At 46.2% G+C, this 19861-nt stretch carries 15 protein-coding genes; 9 read left to right on the top strand and 6 right to left on the bottom strand.

All coding sequences use genetic code 11. The annotated features are described in order from the left end of the window. Nucleotides 1-75: 75 nt before the first annotated feature. Entirely contained in the window at nucleotides 76-2265 is a 2190-nt protein-coding gene (locus V7S65_RS29210) for a glutamine synthetase III family protein (RefSeq protein ID WP_111577867.1), read from the bottom strand. Between the two features lie 290 nt (nucleotides 2266-2555). Between V7S65_RS29210 and purL the strand changes: the two genes are divergently transcribed. Continuing rightward, on the top strand, nucleotides 2556-4781 hold the full coding sequence (gene purL, locus V7S65_RS29215; protein WP_079470729.1) for a phosphoribosylformylglycinamidine synthase subunit PurL: 2226 nt from the start codon (nucleotides 2556-2558) through the stop codon (nucleotides 4779-4781). 77 nt (nucleotides 4782-4858) lie between these two features. Here purL and V7S65_RS29220 read toward each other — a convergent pair whose 3' ends face one another. Then, nucleotides 4859-5938 carry a PepSY-associated TM helix domain-containing protein gene (locus V7S65_RS29220; protein ID WP_336389099.1) on the bottom strand — a complete coding sequence of 360 codons (1080 nt, stop codon included), beginning with the start codon at nucleotides 5936-5938 and terminating at the stop codon, nucleotides 4859-4861. Between the two features lie 620 nt (nucleotides 5939-6558). Further along, complete coding sequence (locus V7S65_RS29225; RefSeq protein ID WP_111577865.1) at nucleotides 6559-7800, bottom strand: aminotransferase class I/II-fold pyridoxal phosphate-dependent enzyme; 1242 nt, start codon at nucleotides 7798-7800, stop codon at nucleotides 6559-6561. Between the two features lie 174 nt (nucleotides 7801-7974). Between V7S65_RS29225 and pafA the strand changes: the two genes are divergently transcribed. From pafA to V7S65_RS29240, 3 genes are read left to right on the top strand one after another with little or no spacing between them, the layout of a single operon-like run. Further along, nucleotides 7975-9630, top strand: coding sequence for an alkaline phosphatase PafA (pafA, locus tag V7S65_RS29230; protein ID WP_336389098.1), 1656 nt, complete (start codon nucleotides 7975-7977; stop codon nucleotides 9628-9630). Between the two features lie 48 nt (nucleotides 9631-9678). Next, complete coding sequence (locus V7S65_RS29235; protein WP_336389097.1) at nucleotides 9679-10458, top strand: enoyl-CoA hydratase/isomerase family protein; 780 nt, start codon at nucleotides 9679-9681, stop codon at nucleotides 10456-10458. A 40-nt stretch (nucleotides 10459-10498) separates the two neighbouring features. Next, the gene (locus V7S65_RS29240) at nucleotides 10499-11146 is read left to right on the top strand and encodes a hypothetical protein (RefSeq protein WP_079470724.1); all 648 of its coding nucleotides are present in this window, start codon (nucleotides 10499-10501) and stop codon (nucleotides 11144-11146) included. Between the two features lie 79 nt (nucleotides 11147-11225). Here V7S65_RS29240 and V7S65_RS29245 read toward each other — a convergent pair whose 3' ends face one another. Then, nucleotides 11226-11510: a hypothetical protein gene (locus tag V7S65_RS29245; RefSeq protein WP_133256166.1), complete on the bottom strand. Its 285-nt coding sequence runs from the start codon at nucleotides 11508-11510 to the stop codon at nucleotides 11226-11228. A 278-nt stretch (nucleotides 11511-11788) separates the two neighbouring features. Between V7S65_RS29245 and V7S65_RS29250 the strand changes: the two genes are divergently transcribed. From V7S65_RS29250 to V7S65_RS29260, 3 genes are all read left to right on the top strand, one after another. Then, nucleotides 11789-13210, top strand: a complete 1422-nt coding sequence (locus tag V7S65_RS29250; RefSeq protein WP_079471000.1) for a tetratricopeptide repeat protein — start codon at nucleotides 11789-11791, stop codon at nucleotides 13208-13210. A gap of 180 nt (nucleotides 13211-13390) precedes the next feature. After that, a complete protein-coding gene (locus tag V7S65_RS29255; RefSeq protein ID WP_079470721.1) occupies nucleotides 13391-14155 on the top strand; it encodes a phosphosulfolactate synthase in 765 nt (254 codons plus the stop codon). 103 nt (nucleotides 14156-14258) lie between these two features. Further along, nucleotides 14259-14990: a shikimate dehydrogenase family protein gene (locus tag V7S65_RS29260; protein WP_079470720.1), complete on the top strand. Its 732-nt coding sequence runs from the start codon at nucleotides 14259-14261 to the stop codon at nucleotides 14988-14990. On the opposite strand, the gene V7S65_RS29265 is transcribed toward V7S65_RS29260, so the two are convergent. Next, nucleotides 14991-15788 (bottom strand): class I SAM-dependent methyltransferase, encoded by a 798-nt coding sequence (locus V7S65_RS29265; protein WP_079470719.1) that lies wholly within the window; start codon nucleotides 15786-15788, stop codon nucleotides 14991-14993. It abuts the gene before it with no gap. 123 nt (nucleotides 15789-15911) lie between these two features. Between V7S65_RS29265 and truB the strand changes: the two genes are divergently transcribed. Further along, nucleotides 15912-16607 (top strand): tRNA pseudouridine(55) synthase TruB, encoded by a 696-nt coding sequence (gene truB / locus V7S65_RS29270; protein WP_079470718.1) that lies wholly within the window; start codon nucleotides 15912-15914, stop codon nucleotides 16605-16607. On the opposite strand, the gene tamL is transcribed toward truB, so the two are convergent. Beyond that, nucleotides 16588-19017 carry a translocation and assembly module lipoprotein TamL gene (tamL, locus tag V7S65_RS29275; protein ID WP_336389239.1) on the bottom strand — a complete coding sequence of 810 codons (2430 nt, stop codon included), beginning with the start codon at nucleotides 19015-19017 and terminating at the stop codon, nucleotides 16588-16590. The two genes, truB and tamL, sit on opposite strands and share 20 nt — an antisense overlap. Nucleotides 19018-19119: 102 nt before the next feature. On the opposite strand from tamL, the gene V7S65_RS29280 reads away from it, so the two are divergent. Then, nucleotides 19120-19860 (top strand): TrmH family RNA methyltransferase, encoded by a 741-nt coding sequence (locus tag V7S65_RS29280; protein ID WP_079470716.1) that lies wholly within the window; start codon nucleotides 19120-19122, stop codon nucleotides 19858-19860. The last annotated feature ends 1 nt before the right edge of the window (nucleotide 19861 follow it).

Genomic DNA, 19861 nt, shown 5'->3' on the forward strand with positions numbered 1-19861 from the left:
ACGGGGGGATATTTCAAAAACAAAGCCCCGGATGAAAATCCGGGGCTAATCATACACCAAAACAATCTTACGGTTTTATCGCAAGAAAAGCAGCTCTCTGTATTTAGGCAGCGCCCATTTTTTGTCGTCCACCAGGAACTCCAGTTTGTCGGAGTGGTAGCGGATAACATCAAAGTACGGCTTAATCTTTTCACAGTAGTCAATCGCTTTCTGACGGCTGTCGGTAAGCTTGTTAGCTACCTTACGCGCCTCGATCATAGCCTGTACATTTTCACTAATAACATTAATATGTTCAGCTATTTTAGCAGCAATTTGTTTTTGAGCTTTTACTGATTCGTCGCCCAGGCCAATTCCTTTCAGACCGTTGATATTAGTTACCAGGTCGTTCAGGTAGCTGATAGCAGACGGGAGGATGGTGTTGGTAGCGAGATCGCCGATTACGCGGGCTTCGATCTGCACTTTCTTCACATAATCTTCCAGCAGAATTTCGTGACGTGCGTGCAGTTCTTTTTCGTTGTAAACGCCGGTTTCAGCATAAAGTTTGGTTGCTTTAGGAGTGATCATTGCATCCAGAGCTTTAGGAGTGGTTTTCACATTTGGTAAACCTCTTCTTTCAGCTTCTTTCTCCCATTCTTCGCTGTATCCGTCGCCTTCGAACAGTATTTTTTCCGAATCTACAATATATTTACGAAGAGTTTGCATGATCGCAATCTCTTTTTTCTCGCCTTTTTCGATCAGTGAATCTACTTCCGCTTTGAAGTCAACCAGGGTTTTAGCCATGATAGTATTCAGAACGGTCATTGCAGAAGCACAGTTAGCAGAGGAACCTACCGCGCGGAATTCAAACTTGTTGCCGGTGAAAGCAAAAGGAGAAGTACGGTTACGATCGGTGTTGTCCAGCAACAGTTCAGGAATATGACGGTGCAGATCCAGTTTCAGGATAGCTTCGTCCTGTTCGTCGAACTTGTTGTTTACACGGTTTTTAACTTCCTGCAGTACATCAAACAGGTATTTACCGGTAAATACGGAAATGATAGCAGGAGGTGCTTCGTTAGCGCCCAGACGGAAGTCGTTGCTTGGAGAAGCAATCGCAGCTCTCATCAGGTCAGCATAGTCATGCACTGCTTTAATGGTGTTCACAAAGAAAGTGAGGAACATCAGGTTGGTCTTCGGTGTTTTACCGGGAGCCAGCAGGTTTACACCGGTATCGGTGGACATGCTCCAGTTGTTGTGTTTACCGGAACCGTTAATGCCTGCAAAAGGTTTCTCGTGCAGTAACACTTTCAGTTTGTGACGTTTTGCCACTTTATTCATTACATCCATCAGCAGGGAGTTGTGATCCACTGCGATGTTTACTTCTTCAAATATAGGAGCGCACTCGAACTGTGAAGGAGCAACTTCATTATGACGGGTTCTTAAAGGAATACCCAGTTTGTAGGATTCTACTTCGAAATCGCGCATGTAAGCGTAAGCACGCTCAGGGATAGCACCGAAGTAGTGATCTTCCAGCTGCTGACCTTTGGAAGGAGCGTGACCAACAACGGTACGACCGGTCATGATCAGATCAGGACGGGCGTTAGCCATAGTTTCGTCTACCAGGAAGTATTCCTGTTCCCAACCCAGGGTACCGGTTACTTTAGTAACGTTCTTATCGAAATAGTTACATACATCTACTGCAGCTTTGTCCATTGCAGCCAGTGCTTTCAGCAGTGGTGCTTTGTAATCCAGGGATTCGCCGGTGTAGGCAACAAAGATAGTAGGTATGCAGAGTGTTTTACCATAACCCTGCTCAAGGATGAATGCAGGAGAGGAAGGATCCCAGGCAGTGTAGCCGCGGGCTTCGAAGGTAGCTCTCAAACCACCGTTAGGGAAACTGGAAGCATCTGGTTCCTGTTGTACCAGTGCATCACCATCAAAGGTTTCCAGTGCAGTGCCATCACCTTTCAAAGTGAAAAATGAATCATGTTTTTCTGCGGTAGTGCCGGTCAATGGCTGAAACCAGTGTGTGTAGTGAGTCACACCTTTTTTCATCGCCCATGCTTTCATGCCTGAAGCGATCTGCTCGGACATCTTACGTTCCAGCTTGGTGCCATTTTTAACAGAGTTCATCAGGCTCTTATAAGCCTCATCGCTCAGATATTCCCGAACAACTTTACCAGAGAAAACATTGCTGCCAAATACATCGGTAATTTTACCGTCATGTTCGGTGAGAGTGGAGTCTACGCCAGCTAATCCTTCCAGCGCTTTGAAACGTAACGATTGCATGCTGTAAATTATTTTACACAAAAGAACGCATCCATCGCTATAAATGCAAATAAATTGTTCATTTTAATTGAAAAATTACATTTAGGGCTTTAAAAGGGGTGTTTTTTTATCATTTGATTAAATATTTGGAGCGGATCGACTTTGAATCTGATGAATTTAAAAATAAATAATATGATAGCAGACTGCAAAAAAACAGCAGAAAAGCCACCACAGGGTACTCTTGGCATTTGAAGGAAAATCATGTACTTTTGCGACTTCTTTTAAATATCTCGTTTTTTATACTTAAATACATGCAAACCACCGTAGAAATTGCTGAACAGCTAGGACTTACCGCTGACGAGTTTGAACGAATTAAATCTATTTTAGGCCGTACCCCCAATTTTACTGAGTTAAGTATGTACTCAGTAATGTGGAGTGAACACTGCTCCTACAAAAACTCAATCGTCTGGCTGAAGTCTCTGCCCCGCGAAGGCGACAGGCTCCTGGTTAAAGCAGGAGAAGAAAATGCCGGTCTGGTAGATATAGGTGATGGCTACGCGGTGGTATTTAAAATAGAATCGCATAACCACCCTTCCGCTATCGAACCCTTCCAGGGCGCAGCTACCGGCGTTGGTGGTATTCACCGCGATATCTTTACAATGGGCGCCCGTCCCATTGCCGCACTGAACTCTCTTCGCTTCGGTAATATTAATGATCAGAAAACGCAACACCTGGTAAAAGGTATTGTACATGGTATAGGCCACTATGGCAACTGCTTCGGCGTTCCTACCGTAGGCGGTGAAACTTATTTTGAAGAATGCTACGGCACCAACCCACTCGTAAATGCGTTCAGCGCAGGTATCGTAAAAGTTGGTCAAACCGTTTCCGCTACTTCATACGGTGAAGGAAATCCTGTTTTCATTGTTGGTTCCGCTACCGGTAAAGACGGTATCGGGGGCGCTTCTTTCGCTTCTGCCAATATCACAGAAGACAGCGTGGAAGATTTACCGGCCGTTCAGGTAGGAGATCCTTTCCAGGAAAAGAAACTGCTGGAAGCCTGCCTGGAAATCATCAAAACCAATGCTATTATTGGTATGCAGGATATGGGCGCTGCCGGTATCACCTGCTCCACTGCAGAAATGAGCGCGAAAGGCGAACATGGTATGAACATCTGGTTAGATAAAGTACCTACCCGCCAGAAAGATATGAAAGCATGGGAAATGCTGCTGAGCGAAAGCCAGGAACGCATGCTGATAGTAGTGAAGAAAGGAGAAGAAAAACCAGTGCTGGATATCTTCGAAAAATGGGACCTGCACTGCGTTCAGATCGGTGAAGTAACCAAAGATAAAAACCTGAAGTTCTATATGAACGGCGAACTGGAAGCAGATGTTCCTGCTGAAAGTATGGTACTGGGCGGCGGCGCTCCCCAATATCACCGCGCTTACACAGAACCAGCCTATTTCGCTAAAGTAAAAGCATTCGATATTCAGAATATCCCTGATACAGAACATCCGCGTTTTGTAGCAGAAAGAATGGTGGCATTACCAAACATCGCTTCCAAACGCTGGATCTATAACCAGTACGATAGCATGGTGGGTACCGCCAACGCCAGCACCAACGCACCAAGCGATGCCGCTATCGTGTTGGTAAAACCAACAAAGAAAGCGCTGGCCATGACTACCGACTGTAACGGCCGTTACGTATTTGCCGATCCTCATAAAGGCGGACAGATTGCGGTAGCAGAAGCTGCGCGTAACATCGTTTGCTCCGGTGGCGAACCAGTAGCTATCACCAACTGCCTCAACTTCGGTAATCCTTACGATCCGGAAGTGTACTACCAGTTTGTACACGCAGTACAGGGTATGGGTGAAGCCTGCCGCAAATTCAATACGCCTGTTACCGGTGGTAACGTGAGCTTCTATAACCAGTCTCCCGACGGTCCGGTGTATCCTACCCCAACCATTGGTATGGTAGGTATCCTGGACACTTTGGATCAGCGCATCACCCTTAACTTCAAGGAAGAAGGCGACCTGGTATACCTGGTAGGCCGCAGCCGTAACGATATCAACAGCTCTGAATACCTGCACAAAATCATCGGTATAGAATACAGCCCTGCGCCGCATTTCAACCTCGATGAAGAACTGCACCTGCAACAGGCCATCACCAAACTGAACAAGGCGAAACTGATCCAATCCGCACACGATGTAAGCGACGGCGGTTTATTTGTTACACTGCTGGAAAGCGCTATGCCATCCGGCCTGGGCTTTGAACTGGCACTCAACAACAAATTCCGTAAAGATGCTTACCTGTTCGGTGAAAGCCAGAGTCGTGTAGTAGTAACCGTTAAGCCTGCAGATAAAGAGAAGTTCGAAGCACTGTTACATGGTTTGGTAGATGCATCAGATAACTCTGTACGCTACGAAAAACTGGGTGTTGTAACCGGTGAATCCATTAAAGTAAATGGAGAAGACTGGGGCAATGTAAGTACCTGGAAAAAAACATATGATACCGCAATTGAAGAGCATCTGAAGAAATAATCTTTCCGCTTTTCAACAATATAAAAAAGGGTTCGCATAGCTGTTATGCGAACCCTTTTTATTTCAGCCAACAGCCATCATTTTCTGTTTCCGTGTATTTTGATAATAAACTTTCTGCGATACCAGATCAGGAATCCTGATACAGATAATACACCAGGGGTTAAGGCAAAGAGAGAATAAATGATTTTAAGAATAATGCCGCCATAGTTGCCGAAGTGAAGGGGAGCGATGGAAGCGTTGAATTTATCGCTGATGGTAGCGTTGCTGAAATCCACCTTTTTTTTAACGGCGCCGTTTTCATCGATGAATACCGACGAGGCGTATTCGCCGAAGAAGGCAGATTCATGTGCATGACCAAGTATCCGTACCGGGTCGCCTGCTTTTTTGGGAGGACGGAGGCCTGTGGCCTGGAAGCCGGGAATAGTGGCAGTAGCTTTGATGAGCAGGGGTTCATATTCGCCGGAAAAAGGGATAGCAGTATATCCTGCTTTGGTGTTTTTCCGTGCGTCAATTACTTTCAGCTCCATCATAAAGCCGGTAAAAGAGATGAGCAGGTTAAACAGCAGCGCCCATACACCGGTGATGCGGTGCAGGTTGCGCCAGCGCCGGGTGCGGTTATGCCACTCCAATGGCTGCCGGAAGGTGAGTACCTTGCCCAGCGCATGCCTGTAAACAAACAGTCCGGTGAGGACCGACAGGAATAGTCCTATTCCTGTGATTAAGACGATTATAGCCCCTGTTTTACCACTCAGCAGGGTGAAGTGCAAATACATTACATAGCCCGTAAAATGGCCTGTATTGGAGTATTGTTGTAATATTTTGCCGGTATAGGGGTTCAGGAAGATGTATACTTTGTGATCTGCTGAATATTCGGCTCTCAGCACGGTACTTTCGTCAGGTGCCTGGGGAAGTCTTACAAAAAACAGGTAAGGATTTCCCGGAAGTGCCTGGCGGGCATCTTTCATTTGTTCCTGCAGTGTTCTGGGAACAGCCTGCGGTGGCACATGATAGGCGTGGGCATATACTGCATGATCTATTTCATCGCTGAATACCAGCACACTGCCGGTAAGGCTTACCAATAGCAGCATAGCGCCTGCTATCAGCCCGGTGATTCTGTGCAGGCGGAAAAACTGCTTGCTCCATTGAATGTTGAACACCTGTTTCTTATCAGTTTGACTTAAAAATATACCCGGGCTTAATTAACGAAAGTGCTATAGGCACTTCTGCCGCCTTGCCTTGTCACCGCCATAATGGTTAAAGGATTGAGTATGTATTGCTTCCGCCGCAAAGTTACCACGATATACCCGGGAATGGCTTACGCAAAAGGGAAAATTATTGATCAGATTTGAAAAAAAGAGGCAGGCCCGGCATCCGGCTGACTTATTGTTGCAGTATAAATCTTTAACAAGCCATTAACAAAATCCCACTTATGTGTTATAGATTTTGGTAAAATCTGACCTATTTTTGGAAAGCATCGATGAATAAAAAGACCGAATTAAAATAAAAGAACTTTTATAAAATATTTGGAATCACTTGGTTATTCCAATTTCTATGAAAACCAATTGTTCTCTACCATGTCCTGATGAAATCTAATGAAAAATTACACCTAGTGAAAGAACGATTTGAAGTAAAGGGCTGAGTAAAATCAGCCCTTTTTGTTTTTCCCGATTATTTTGCCGTACCTTCTTTTGCCATAACCCCTCTGGCCTTTTCCCATTTTAAATAGAAAAGCCTTCCTGGAAAGCAGGAAGGCTTTTAATATTATAGTGTGTGTCAGTTATACCATCGGGATTTCCGCCACCTGGTAAACTTTCTCATCCAGTTTTGCTTTGGTTTCGCTGAATGCCTTGAGGGTAAGTTCAATATCCTCATCGCTGTGTGCAGCGGTTGGGATCAGGCGATAAATGATCTGTCCTTTTGGAATAACTGGGTATACCACGATAGAACAGAAGATGTTATAGTTTTCGCGCAGATCCAGGCACATCGCAGTAGCTTCAGGAATATCGCCCTGCAGGTAGATAGGCGTTACCGGTGAATTGGTTCTGCCAATATTGAATCCACGTTCTTTCAGGCCATTCTGCAGTTTATTCACATTATCCCACAGCTTAGCTTTCATTTCAGGATGCTGACGCATCAGCTGCACACGTTTCAGGTGACCGATAACGATTGGTAACGGAATAGATTTAGCGAAGATCTGGGAGCGCATGTTATAGCGCAGGTAATTGATGATCTGTTTTTCGCCGCTGATGAAAGCGCCGATAGATGCACCGGATTTTGCAAAGGTATTGAACAGCAGGTCGATCTTATCCTGAACGCCCTGTTCTTCGCCGGTACCGGCGCCGGTTTTACCCATTGTTCCAAAGCCGTGGGCATCATCAACCAGCAGGCGGAACTCATATTTATCTTTAAACGCAGCAATTTCCTTCAGTTTACCCTGGTCGCCGGCCATGCCAAACACGCCTTCTGTTACCACAAGTATACCACCACCCTGGGTTTTAGCCAGTTCAGTTGCACGTTTCATCTGCTTGTCGAAATCTTCCATATCGTTATGCTTGAACACATAACGTTTGCCGGGGTGCAGGCGTAAACCATCCAGGATACTGGCGTGGCACTCTGCGTCATACACAATTACATCCCTGCGGCCTACTATCGCATCAATGGCACTCATGATGCCCTGGTAGCCGTAGTTCAGTAAGGTAGTCGCTTCTTTACCCATGTAATCAGACAGCTCATTTTCCAGCTGCTCATGGTAGTTGGTATTTCCGCTCATCATACGCGCTCCCATCGGAGACGCCATTCCAAAGTCTGCAGCAGCTTTGGCGTCGGTAGCGCGCACCTCCGGGTGGTTGGCCAAACCCAGATAGTTGTTCAGGCTCCATACAATCTTTTCATTACCCCGGAAGTTCATGCGGGGGCCTATTTCTCCTTCCAGTTTAGGAAAGGCAAAATAGCCGTGGGCTCTGTCTGAATGTTCCCCGATAGGGCCCAGATGTTTCAGCAGTTTCTCGAAAATATCCATACGATATATTATGTAATGGTTAATTCATTCCATTTAAAATGGACACAAAGGTATTAAAATATTACTTTTTGTAAACTTGGTTTACATTTGGCGCAAGCCATTTTATGCATTTATTGATGCGACATGACAGTCTATCTTGTTGTGTTACAGTGACTTTTAAATTATTACAATCTAATGAAATTTACACATTTCCTGGCAGCTGCATTCCTGTTATCTGCTACGGCCGGCCAAGCGCAGAACGCTGCTCCAAAGCCGCTTTCCCCTGCTAAAAACACCAACACGACAGCCCGTCCCAAACTCATTGTAGGCATGGTAGTAGACCAGATGCGGTGGGACTACCTGTACCGCTATGCCGGCAGGTATGGCGCCGGTGGCTTTAAGCGTTTACTGCAGGACGGTTTTTCCTGTGAAAACACATTGATCAATTACACACCTACCATCACTGCCTGCGGTCACACCTGTGTGTATACGGGCTCCGTGCCTGCTATCCACGGTATTATCGGCAACACCTGGTACAGTCCCGAACTGGGCCGTACTATGTACTGTGCAGAAGACACCACGGTAACAACCGTTGGCAGCTCTTCCGCCGCCGGTAAAATGAGCCCCCGGAATATGCTGGTAACCACCATCGGCGACGAGTTGAAGTTATCCAATAATTTCCAGAGTAAGGTGATAGGTGTAGCAATTAAAGACCGCGGCGCTATTCTTCCTGCCGGACACAGTGCCAACGCGGCTTTCTGGTATGATGCCGGCACCGGTAACTGGGTGAGCAGCACTTACTACATGAATGAACTGCCTGTATGGGCGCAGGAATTTAACCAGCAGAAATTCCCGCAGCAATATCTCAGCAAACCATGGACCACACTGTATCCTGTATCTACCTATACCCTTAGTACGGCCGATGAAAAGCCTTACGAAGGAAAATATAAAAATGCCACTAACACCTCCTTCCCGCATAACCTGTCGGAAATCGCCAATACGGCTATTTCGGCTTCTCCTTATGGTAATACCATGACGCTGGAATTTGCCAAAAAAGCAATGGAAGCTTATGGCCTGGGAAAAGGTCCGGTAACGGATTTGCTGGCTATCAGTCTTTCTTCCCCTGATTATGTAGGTCACCAGTTCGGCCCCAATTCAATAGAAGCAGAAGATACTTATCTGCGCCTGGACCAGGACCTGGCCGCATTCTTCACCTATCTCGATGCGAAAGTAGGCAAGGGGCAATACCTGTTCTTTATCACAGCAGATCATGGCGTGGCGCATGTCCCCGGATTTATGGCAGAAAACAAGCTACCGGGCGGCGCCTGGGACGATAAAGCTGCCGTGGCCTCCCTGAACGACCAGGTAGCGGCGAAGTTTGGAGTGAAAAATGTGGTGAAAGGCGCTGATAATTACCAGTTCTGGCTGAACCATGATGCTATTGAGCAGGCAGGTAAAAGTGAGGCAGACATCCGGCAGTTTATAATCCGGGAACTGCTGAAATCACCTGCTATTGCCAAAGCCTTTTCCATAGATAACCTCATGGGCACCACCTTGCCGGAACCCATGCGTACCATGCTGTCTAACGGTTTTAATACTAAAAGAAGCGGCGACATACAGGTAGTACTAACACCGGGTTATATCGATGGTGGCAATGTGGGAACTACCCACGGATTATGGTACCCTTATGATGCGCATATCCCGCTGGTATGGATGGGCTGGGGCGTTCGTCCCGGTAAAACCAACCGTACAGTAGGTATGACGGATATTACACCTACCCTGGCTGCTTTGCTGCATATCCAGATGCCCAGCGGTAATGTAGGTCAGGTAATACAGGAGATTACCCATTAAATTTTTTTTGCTTAGATTGCCATAAACAAGGCTTATAATTCTTTGTTTATGGCATTTTCTTTTATCCAGTATACTGTAGCGGAACGGGTAGCCACCATCGCCCTGAACCGGCCGGAGAAGCGTAACGCGCTCAACGGGCCAATGGTAGCAGAACTCCGTGCCGCATTCCGTGCGGCGGCTGCCGATGAAGCCGTGAAAGTAGTAGTGCTGAAGGGGAACGGGGAGGCTTTCTGTGCAGGCGCCGATCTCGAATATCTGCAGCTGCTGCAGCAAAATACCTATGATGAAAATCTCGCTGATTCCCGGGAACTGATGCAGTTATTCCGGGAGATTTATGATCTTGATAAGATAGTGATTGGCCAGGTGGAAGGGCATGCTGTTGCCGGTGGTTGCGGGTTGGTGACCCTGTGCGACCTCAGTTACGCGGTACCGGATGCGCTGATGGGATATACCGAGGTAAAAATCGGGTTTATTCCTGCCCTGGTGGCTGTTTTCCTGGTTCGTAAAATAGGAGAGGGCCGCTCCCGGGAGCTATTGTTGACCGGTAAACTGGTAACGGCTGAAAAAGCGGCTGCCGATGGCCTGATCACAGCGGTGGTACCCGCGTCAGAAATAGCCCAAAAGGTAGCGAAAGTGGCTGCCAGCCTATGTAATGAAGCTTCTGCCAATTCCCTGAAGGTGACCAAAAAATTGATTGGCACAGTGTTGGACTTACCGGTAGCGGAAGGGTTGGCGCACGCAGCCATACTGAATGCTGCCACCCGCGGCCATGATGACTGTAAACGCGGAATAGCCGCGTTTTTAAACAAAGAGAAGCTTAACTGGTAATGGGTCACTGATTGCCATTTTATTATTAATACACCACACTATGTTATATCGGTTGTTATTAACTTTTACCTTCCTGTGTAGCACCGGCTCACTGCTGGCGCAGCGTGTTATTTCAGATGCAAAGATTGTTTACAAAATGGAACTGCCGCCAGAGCAACTGCAGATGGATGCTATGCTGGAAGGCAGCACCTTCACCCAATATATGCGTGGGCCACTGAGCAGGATTGATATGAATTTCAATATTGTTCACTACACTTACCTGATCAACAGCAAAGCAGAAACAATGACCACGCTGATAGATCAGCATGGGAATAAGTACCTGATACGCGCCGGGAAAGAGCAATACCAGAAGGACCTGAAGCAATACGAAAGTATCCGGTTCGAGGACCAGTCTGAAACCAAAAAGGTGGCGGGCTACGATTGCAGGAAAGCGATTGGTACCATGCCCGATGGTAAAACCTTTGAGGTATATTATGCGCTCGACCTGGTGCCGGAGAATAAGCAGTATAACCGTCGCTTTGTGAACCTGAAGGGAATTCCGCTGGAATTTGAGATTATTACCAAAACAGGATCTAAAACCAGGGTAGTAGCGGTGAAGATAGAATTATACCCGATTCCTGCTTCTTATTTTGATGTGCCTAAAACGGGCTATAAGGAAGTGAGTCAGAAGGAATTGCAGAATATGTAACGCCCAAAAAAAGGACCGGTTAAAAAGCTGTTTAACTTTTTAACCGGCCCATATTGTAATTGAAGAAACGTTAAGTTTATTACCCTTTCTTAAGCGGCAGAATAATCTGCAGTTTCTGAAAGTTCATGTTTCCAGGAGGTTGTGATTGCACCTGGACATTGGATGGTACTACATAAGTGACATTACCTTTCGTATAGGTCATCACCGCTTTCAGGTTAATGACGTTATTATAGTTATTGGTAGTAGTAAACTTAAAGTCTGAGTTGAAGGTACCGGAAAAGCGGTAGCCAGCGTCGAGGCTCAGATTGGTTTTGGGCATAGCTGTATTCAGCACAAAATGTTGGCTGTCAGCTGTTTTTTTCACTTTGTCTTTGTTATTATCGGTGGGCAAAAAGCCATTATTTGCCGCCGCATTGAGAGCAAAAAACGCTAATGCGCCCGCTAACAAGCAAGACAATGAAAAGGTGCGTGATATGTATGTTTTCGCTTTCATTGTAACACAAATGTACAAACTTTTTGATATATTATATAACATATTCTTAACGCAAGATACGAAGAAATCACAAAGAATTGTTAAAAATTTTTTAGCACATAGAATCCACCCCATATTTGGGCATAAATAAAAGTACTATATTTACAGTAATGAGTAAAGACTTTTCATTTTTAAACGAGGATTTTGATGATCTGAGAGACTTGTTGCAGCAGTTTGAAAACCTCAGGGCTGGTAAGTCTCATTCTTTTCTGGACGAAGATTCATTTGAGCAGATCATAGACTATTATGACGAGCATGACGAAATGCCGATCGCATTGCAGGCGGCAGAAATAGCCATCGAACAATTCCCTTATTCCTCCACTCTACTTCTCAAAAAGGCCAACTTACTGATAGAAACCAAAAAATACAAGGAAGCATTGGATTTGCTGGAAAAAGCAGAAGTGCTGGACCGTACTGATATCAATCTTTATATACTGCAAACAGACGTTTACCTGGCGCTGAACCAGCACCAGAAGGCAGCTGCTGTGCTGGAAGAACAGATTGAACAGTTTTCGGGAGAAGACAGGACGGAATTATTGCTGGAACTGGCCGATGTATACGACGACTGGGAGGAGTTTGAAAAAGTATTCGATTGCCTGAAACTGGCGCTGGAGTACGATCCTACCAGTGAAGAAGCATTGCATAAAATCTGTTTCTGGACAGAATTTACCGGTCGAAATGAAGAGAGCATCCGTTTGCACAGCGCCATTATCGACGAGCATCCCTATAACCAGCTGGCCTGGTTTAACCTGGGGACAGCGTTCCAGGGACTGAAGTTATACGAGAAGGCGATCGATGCATATCAATACGCAGTAGCTATTGATGAGAAATTCGATTATGCCTACCGTAATATGGGCGATGCGTATATCCGCCTGCGTAAGTATGCCGAAGCCATAGAAGTGCTCCAGAAACATCTGGAAATTGCCAAGCCGGAGGATGTCATCTATGAAGCCATCGGCCATTGTTACGAAAGACAACGCAAATTTACCCAGGCGCGTTATTATTACCGTAAAGCCTCGCATCTGAGCCCCAGCGATGATAAGCTGTACTACAAGATTGCAGTGGCCTATATGATGGAAGCCAACTGGGAAAATGCCGCCAAATCGTTACTGAGCGCACTGAAAATAAATAAAACCAACGCAGAGTATAATATGAGCCTGGGTGAATGCTACCTGGAGCTTGGAAAGAACAAGGATGCACTGGTTCATTTCATGAATGCCGTACGTACCAGGCCAAAAAGCGCCGTTACCTGGCAGGAACTGTTAAAGGGACTCTATGTATCCGGATTCCTCGAGGAAGCCCTTGTACAATTGGCCATAGCAGAGGAAAAGGCCGGCCGCAAACCCATTTTTATCTATTACCGGGCGGCTATCCTGATAGCTATGGGTAAAACAAAAGAAGGGTTACTGCACCTGGAAACAGCCCTGCAACAGGCCCCAAAAATTGTTAAAAAGCTCGTAGAGCTTGACCCTGCTGTGTTACAGCATGTGAGTGTGGTTGATCTGATCGCCCAATATCGCCGCAAACGTTAACCAGTGTTATTTACTTTAATAAAATAAAGTATACTTCTTATTTTTGCGCCGGCTTTTAATTGTCATGGACAAAAGTCAATAGTATTTCCGGTTACTAAAATTGCATCTACGCTATCCCGAAGTGCCTGGCGAAAATTAGTATGTGTTTTACTGACCAATAAGAAGATAAAAATATTTCAAATGAATTTTAATCTGACACAAATCCCGGAAAGGACAAAGAAGCCCCGTACACATGGACTGACTATGGTAATGGACAAAGGGCTGAGTTTGGAAGAAGCACGAAATTTTTTATCCGCAGCAGGTCCTCACATTGATATCCTGAAACTGGGTTTTGGCACTGCTTACGTTACGCCCAACCTGCGCGCAAAAATTGAACTTTACCAGTCGGCAAACATTCCCGTATACTTTGGCGGAACCCTGTTCGAAGCCTTTGTAATCCGCAACCAGTTTGAAGAATACATCAAAGTGGTAAAAGATTACGGTATCAGCTACATGGAAGTTTCCGACGGCTCTATCACTATCCCGCATGCGGAAAAATGCGGCTATATTGAAAAACTGGCGAAAATAGGGCTGGTATTGAGCGAAGTAGGCTCCAAAGATGCTGAGCACATTATCCCTCCCTATAAGTGGATTGAACTGATGAGTGCTGAGCTCTCCGCCGGCGCCACTTATGTGATTGCAGAAGCCCGTGAAAGCGGCAACGTGGGCATCTACCGCGGTAGCGGTGAAGTACGCGAAGGACTGGTACAGGAAATCCTGACACAGATCCCCGCAGAAAAAATTATCTGGGAAGCGCCACAGAAAGCCCAACAGCTTTACTTCCTGGAACTGGTAGGCTGTAATGCCAACCTGGGCAACCTGGCTCCCAATGAAGTAATTTCCCTGGAAGCCATGCGTATTGGCCTGAGAGGAGATACTTTTAACCTGTTCCTCGACAGAGAATAGTTTTTTAAATAATTACAGATTATGAATTACGAATTGCGGATTTGTGGAGAACACAGCTCCCCGGTTCGTAATTCATAATTGGTAATGATCAATTACCTGGTGCATGAAAATTTACGGACTTATTGGCTATCCGCTCAGTCATTCCTTCTCCAAGGGCTTCTTCAAAGAAAAATTTGAAAAGGAAAATATATCAGGATGTGTATATGATAACTTCCCGATTCCAGGTATCTCTGAATTCACCTCCCTGCTGGAGCAGCATCCGCAACTACATGGCCTGAACGTTACCATTCCCTATAAAGAAGTAGTGATCCCTTTCCTGGATGAACTCAGCGACGCAGCCGCACAAATTGGCGCTGTAAACTGCATCCACTTTAAGGATGGGAAAAAGACGGGCTACAATACAGATGTAATCGGATTTACCAAATCGCTGCAACCCCTGCTGCAGGCTCATCACCAGCACGCACTGGTACTGGGCACCGGCGGCGCTGCCAAAGCCATTATGTACGCACTGGAACAACTGGGCATTACCTATACAGTAGTGAGCCGGCAACCTGTAAACGGAGCAGTATCTTACGAATCACTGAACCGGCAGGCAATGGAAGAACACACCGTAATTGTAAATACAACACCACTGGGCATGTATCCCAAAACAGATACCTTCCCTGAAATCCCTTACCAGTACCTTACTTCCAGGCACCTGCTCTACGACCTGGTGTACAACCCGGCAGAAACATCCTTCCTGCAACGGGGCGCCGCGCAGGGCGCCACCATCAAAAACGGACACGAAATGCTGATCCTCCAGGCGGAGGCATCGTGGGAGATCTGGAATAAATAACTATTCCGGTTTAATCATGTAGTACACACACGTAGTCACGAAATTCCTGAAGAAAGGAATCGCTGCAATGGGCTTCCACTGTACCCGTGCGCTTACACCAAATTTATATTTATAGATAGGATTGATCAGGTAAAACCTGCGTTGTGTAATCTTATATTGCTGGCGCTTTACAATGCGTTCAAAACGTTCAATGGAAATGCCGGTTGATTTCACATCCATAAGATCTATTACTACATCATCTCCTTCGCCAAACATCCGCAATACGCCTTTGTAGAGCGGGCGGGGAAGCAAATGGATATAAGGCACCATGCTGAGGAACTTATTCTTGCAAATCTGCTGATGACCTCCATGAGGCATATACCACGGCGGAAAACCAAAATACACCTGTCCGCGTGGACTCAGCAACTGTTTCAGATGACCAATGATCTTTTCCTGGTCAGGAATGTGTTCAATGGCATCTTTCAAAATAATTACATCAAAAGAATTCCGGAATTCTCCGAGGAAATCCAGATCGTAGATATTTTTGGCAATCAGTTTTAATTGCCCGTTGTCGAGATATTTCTGCAAAAAAGTTTTGGCCAGTTCTATCCGGTCCGGTGCAAGATCCACGCCTACACAGTTGCACCCTTTTTCCAGCAAAGGAGTAAGTACACCGCCTTCCCCACATCCTACCTCCATTACGCGCAGCCCTTCCAGTTGCGGAAATTCCTGCTGTATGAATGGCAGCACGTAGTCGCGCGAATTGTCCACCTGTTGCTGGTGCCGTAGTGTTGCGTCTAAATGATGTTCTAATGCCATGTATACTAAAATTGCGTGAATTTAGTAAAAAGCGCTTAGCTTTTAGCTTTTCAGCGTCTTAAATAAATCCTATAATTACCGGTCGCATGCTGACAGCTAACTGCTAATAGCTATCTTTGCGGCATGCAAACAAACGAAAAAACAAATTACCAGGAAGGAGCCGTGATATTGATCAACAAGCCTTTAACATGGACCTCCTTTGATGTAGTGCGTAAGATAAGGAACATCACCAAAGCTAAAATAGGTCACGCCGGCACGCTGGATCCTTTAGCTACCGGACTGCTGATTTGCTGTACCGGGAAAATGACCAAGAAAATCAATGAATACCAGGCGCAGGAGAAAGAATACACCGGCACTTTTACGTTAGGCGCTACCACCCCTACGTTTGATAAGGAGTCTGAGCCGGAGAATTTTAAAGATATCAGCCATCTTGATGAAGCGGCTATAATGGCTGCCACGCAGCCTTTCATCGGTGAAATTATGCAGCTGCCTCCTATACATTCTGCCATCAAACAAAACGGGAAACCTATTTACCTGCTCGCCAGGAAAGGAGTAGATGTAAAAGTAGAACCCCGGAAATTAACCATTGCAGCATTTGAGATCACTAAAATAGATTTACCGGAAGTACATTTCAGGGTGGTATGCAGCACGGGTACGTATATACGCTCCCTGGCAAACGACTATGGTGCACAATTAGGTTGCGGCGCTTATCTGAGCAGTCTTTGCAGAACCCGTATCGGTAATTTCAGTTTGTCGGAGGCTACCGACATGGAGGATTTTATTGCCACTAACTCCGTTCCTAAAACGGATAACCAATAGCTATATTCCAGATAATATTTTCACGGCGCCAGCGGCTGTCTTTCAGATCCCATTCACTTACATACCAGCCGTTTTTATTACCGGTGAAGTAAGGAACTTTCAACGGGATACCCCAATCCAGGCGGATGAGGAAGAAGGAGAAATCCAGTCGCAGGCCCGCGCCGGTACCCATCGCCAGATCGTGATACAACTGGTTAAAGCGGAATTCGGAACCGGGCCGGGTGGAGTCCTTCCGGATCATCCAGATATTACCCATATCCAGGAAGGTGGCGCCTTTCAGGTTTACGCTGCCGCCAAACATCCTCAACAGGTCGAAGCGGTATTCGATATTTCCTTCCAGTTTCATGTCGCCGGTTTGATCAGGGAATGCCTGCGCAGTTGCGGAGGAATCTTTATAGGAGCCGGGGCCTAACGTACGTAAGCGCCACGCACGGATACTATTGGGGCCACCGGAAGTAAACTGCCTGATATAGGGCAGTACCTGTGAATAGCTGTACGGAATACCTACGCCGGCATAAGCCCTGGTAGCAAGCCCGCTGTGTAATCCCAGTTTCCAGAAGTGACGGTAATCTGCTTCTATCTTTACAAAATTTGAAATATTTACATTGGTCAGCGTTTCCAGGTTGGTTTTTTTACCGCTGATGCCGTTCATCAGGCTGTTGATGCCACTGAGCCAGAGTCCTGATTCTTCTACGTTCACGCGGAAGTAGCTGTAGTGGTTTTGATGCAGCAGGTCCTGGTTGCTGAAAATAAATGAAACGCTTTCCCCGCCAATCAGTGCCGGTTCAAAGCTGCGTTTCAGGTATGGATTGGTATTCACCACGCTGTCGCGGAAAGTAGGGTCCAGGCTCACTCCCACATAGTTAAGGGTGATGGGCCGGATGATCCAGCGTTTGTAAAGGGTTTCGTTCCAGTCGTAGCCATAGGAGGCATTGATGCTGGTCACGTCAAACTTCTCTACGCGGGAGAGGTAGTTGGCGCCAAGCGTTAATCTTGTTTTTACGTTGGAGCGGTTGCTTTGTTTGATATTAAATGGCAGCGCAAACCGTGGCCAGGTAAGACTAACCTCGCCTCCAAACTGTTTGGACTGCAGTTCCCATCCTGATTCCTGGCGTACCAGTTCAATACCGGTACTGAGCGCCATACCCAGCTGCGTAGCCGTTCTATTCAGGTTAATATGCCGGTAGTTCAGGGTAACACCCGATCCGAGTGTATAGTCCGAACTGTTACTTAATTCAAAAGTTAACCCCAGTTCCTGCCTGCGCCGGGGCGTGAGGAATACATAGGCATCAAGCGTGTTTACGGAGTCTTTCGGTTCTTTGTATTGCAGGGTTACAAACTGCCATACGCCGATATCGTATAATTTATTGACAGCATTATTATACCGTTGTATGGAATAAGCTTCCCCCGGCCGCAGTAATATGGATCTGGAAAGAATCTTTGGTTTCAGTATTTCCTGGTGGGAGCGGATGGTAATAAACTTACGTTCGTCCTGTTTCAGGGAGCTGTCGTTTGGATTGGCATTCAATGAAAAGTCGGGATAGGCGTATATTTTACCGATATGATACTTTTGCCAGCTATCGGTACTGTCTTCCGGATTTTTAATCCGGATTTCCACATCCATCGTCAGCTTATCCCTGCCTTTATTTTCATTAAAGATATTTACAAACCCTTCAAAAGGGTTGAGGGTATTCCGGAACAGGGCTTTGTTAAGCGTGTCCACACTGAATTCTATGGCATCGCGGTTAAACTTGTAGTAGCCTGCATCTTTGATAAGGCGGGTGAGCCTTTCCCTTTCGCTGCCCAGGGTGGCCGATTTAAAAGCAACGCCTTTCTGTACCAGCGATAATTTCTCATTGGCTTTTACGAGCTGCAGGATGGCGCTATCCGGCACGGTGTAGGTAATCTTGTCTATTACAAAGTTTCTTCCTGTATTTACCTGGTAGGTAACACTGGTTTTACGACGGGCAGTTTTTTCCTCATAATTTACCGTTACATAAAAGAAGCCCTGGTTGTGAAGATAGCTGGTCATGCGTGCCACCGATTCTTTAGTTTTGGCAGAATCATATACCACGGGTTCTTCCAGGTTCCTTTTGGCGAGCATGAGGTTCCAGAACCAGTTGGACTTTTTCTCATTGTACTTCTGGTTATAGAGCCATACTTTGATGCGGCTGTTGAGCAGTTTTTTATTGGGCTGCTGTGTCATCAGCGATTTGGAAGAAAGGGAGCTGCGCAGATCCTGTTTTTCAGAATTGAGGATTTCGCCCTTTACATCTACTTTGGCGCTGGTATACAGTGTTTGATCTTTCTGGAGATATTTGGTATTGGAGCAGGCTGCCAACGTGAGTATTACAGCCAGTAGCAGCAATTGTTTCAGCAATAAAATTTTTGAATTGGGAAGCAGCTGCATCACGGGCGAAAACGTTGTTAAAAATTTTAAAAGCCAATACTGACGAATGGGTAACCATGCCTCTTCTTGGCTGATTAAAAGAAATCGTGTAGGTTTGGCCCCATGTTGTCAAAGGCGCAAATTAAATATATTCAATCATTACAGCACAAAAAAAACAGGCAAAAATCCAGCCAGTATGTGGCAGAGGGTGACAAGATTGTGCAGGAGCTGCTACAGGCGGGCATGCCCGTGAAAGGAGTATATGCAACGGCCGGTTGGCTGGAGCAGCATCACTCCCTGGTAAACCGTATGCCGCCAGGTACTGTAACAGAAGTGGATGCCGCTGTGCTCAAACAACTGTCGTCGCTCACTACCCCCAACCAGGCGATGGCCTTGCTGGATATGCCTGCTCCTGTGAATCCCCTGCCTGCTGCCGGAACAGTAGCTTTGGCGCTGGAAGCCATCCAGGACCCCGGTAATATGGGAACGCTTATTCGTATAGCCGACTGGTTTGGGATTCCGCAGATCATTTGTTCGCCGGATTGTGTGGATGTATATAATCCTAAAACCATACAAGCTACTATGGGCAGTATGATACGGGTTCGTATAGCCGAATACGATATCCGTGAATTGCTGCAGCAAACAAAGCTGCCCTCTTTTGCCGCTACCCTGCATGGAAAAAATATCGCAGAGTTTCCCGTTATCAAAGAAGGCATTATCCTGATAGGTAATGAGGGAAGAGGATTAACGGAAGATGTAACCGCAATGGCCACCCACCGGATCACCATTCCCCGGATCGGAGGCGCCGAATCATTGAATGCCGCAGTAGCTGCAGGTATTATCTGTGGCCGCCTGCTTATTTAAC

Source organism: Chitinophaga sp. CCNWYY40, from assembly GCF_037483205.1.
Classification (GTDB): domain Bacteria; phylum Bacteroidota; class Bacteroidia; order Chitinophagales; family Chitinophagaceae; genus Chitinophaga; species Chitinophaga ginsengisegetis.

Coding starts and splice junctions, on each gene's coding strand:
- V7S65_RS29210 (WP_111577867.1), bottom strand. CDS start 2,265: ATGCAATCGTTACGTTTCAAAGCGCTGGAAGGATTAGCTGGCGTAGAC.
- purL (WP_079470729.1), top strand. CDS start 2,556: ATGCAAACCACCGTAGAAATTGCTGAACAGCTAGGACTTACCGCTGAC.
- V7S65_RS29225 (WP_111577865.1), bottom strand. CDS start 7,800: ATGGATATTTTCGAGAAACTGCTGAAACATCTGGGCCCTATCGGGGAA.
- pafA (WP_336389098.1), top strand. CDS start 7,975: ATGAAATTTACACATTTCCTGGCAGCTGCATTCCTGTTATCTGCTACG.
- V7S65_RS29235 (WP_336389097.1), top strand. CDS start 9,679: ATGGCATTTTCTTTTATCCAGTATACTGTAGCGGAACGGGTAGCCACC.
- V7S65_RS29240 (WP_079470724.1), top strand. CDS start 10,499: ATGTTATATCGGTTGTTATTAACTTTTACCTTCCTGTGTAGCACCGGC.
- V7S65_RS29250 (WP_079471000.1), top strand. CDS start 11,789: ATGAGTAAAGACTTTTCATTTTTAAACGAGGATTTTGATGATCTGAGA.
- V7S65_RS29255 (WP_079470721.1), top strand. CDS start 13,391: ATGAATTTTAATCTGACACAAATCCCGGAAAGGACAAAGAAGCCCCGT.
- V7S65_RS29260 (WP_079470720.1), top strand. CDS start 14,259: ATGAAAATTTACGGACTTATTGGCTATCCGCTCAGTCATTCCTTCTCC.
- V7S65_RS29265 (WP_079470719.1), bottom strand. CDS start 15,788: ATGGCATTAGAACATCATTTAGACGCAACACTACGGCACCAGCAACAG.
- truB (WP_079470718.1), top strand. CDS start 15,912: ATGCAAACAAACGAAAAAACAAATTACCAGGAAGGAGCCGTGATATTG.
- tamL (WP_336389239.1), bottom strand. CDS start 19,017: ATGCAGCTGCTTCCCAATTCAAAAATTTTATTGCTGAAACAATTGCTG.
- V7S65_RS29280 (WP_079470716.1), top strand. CDS start 19,120: ATGTTGTCAAAGGCGCAAATTAAATATATTCAATCATTACAGCACAAA.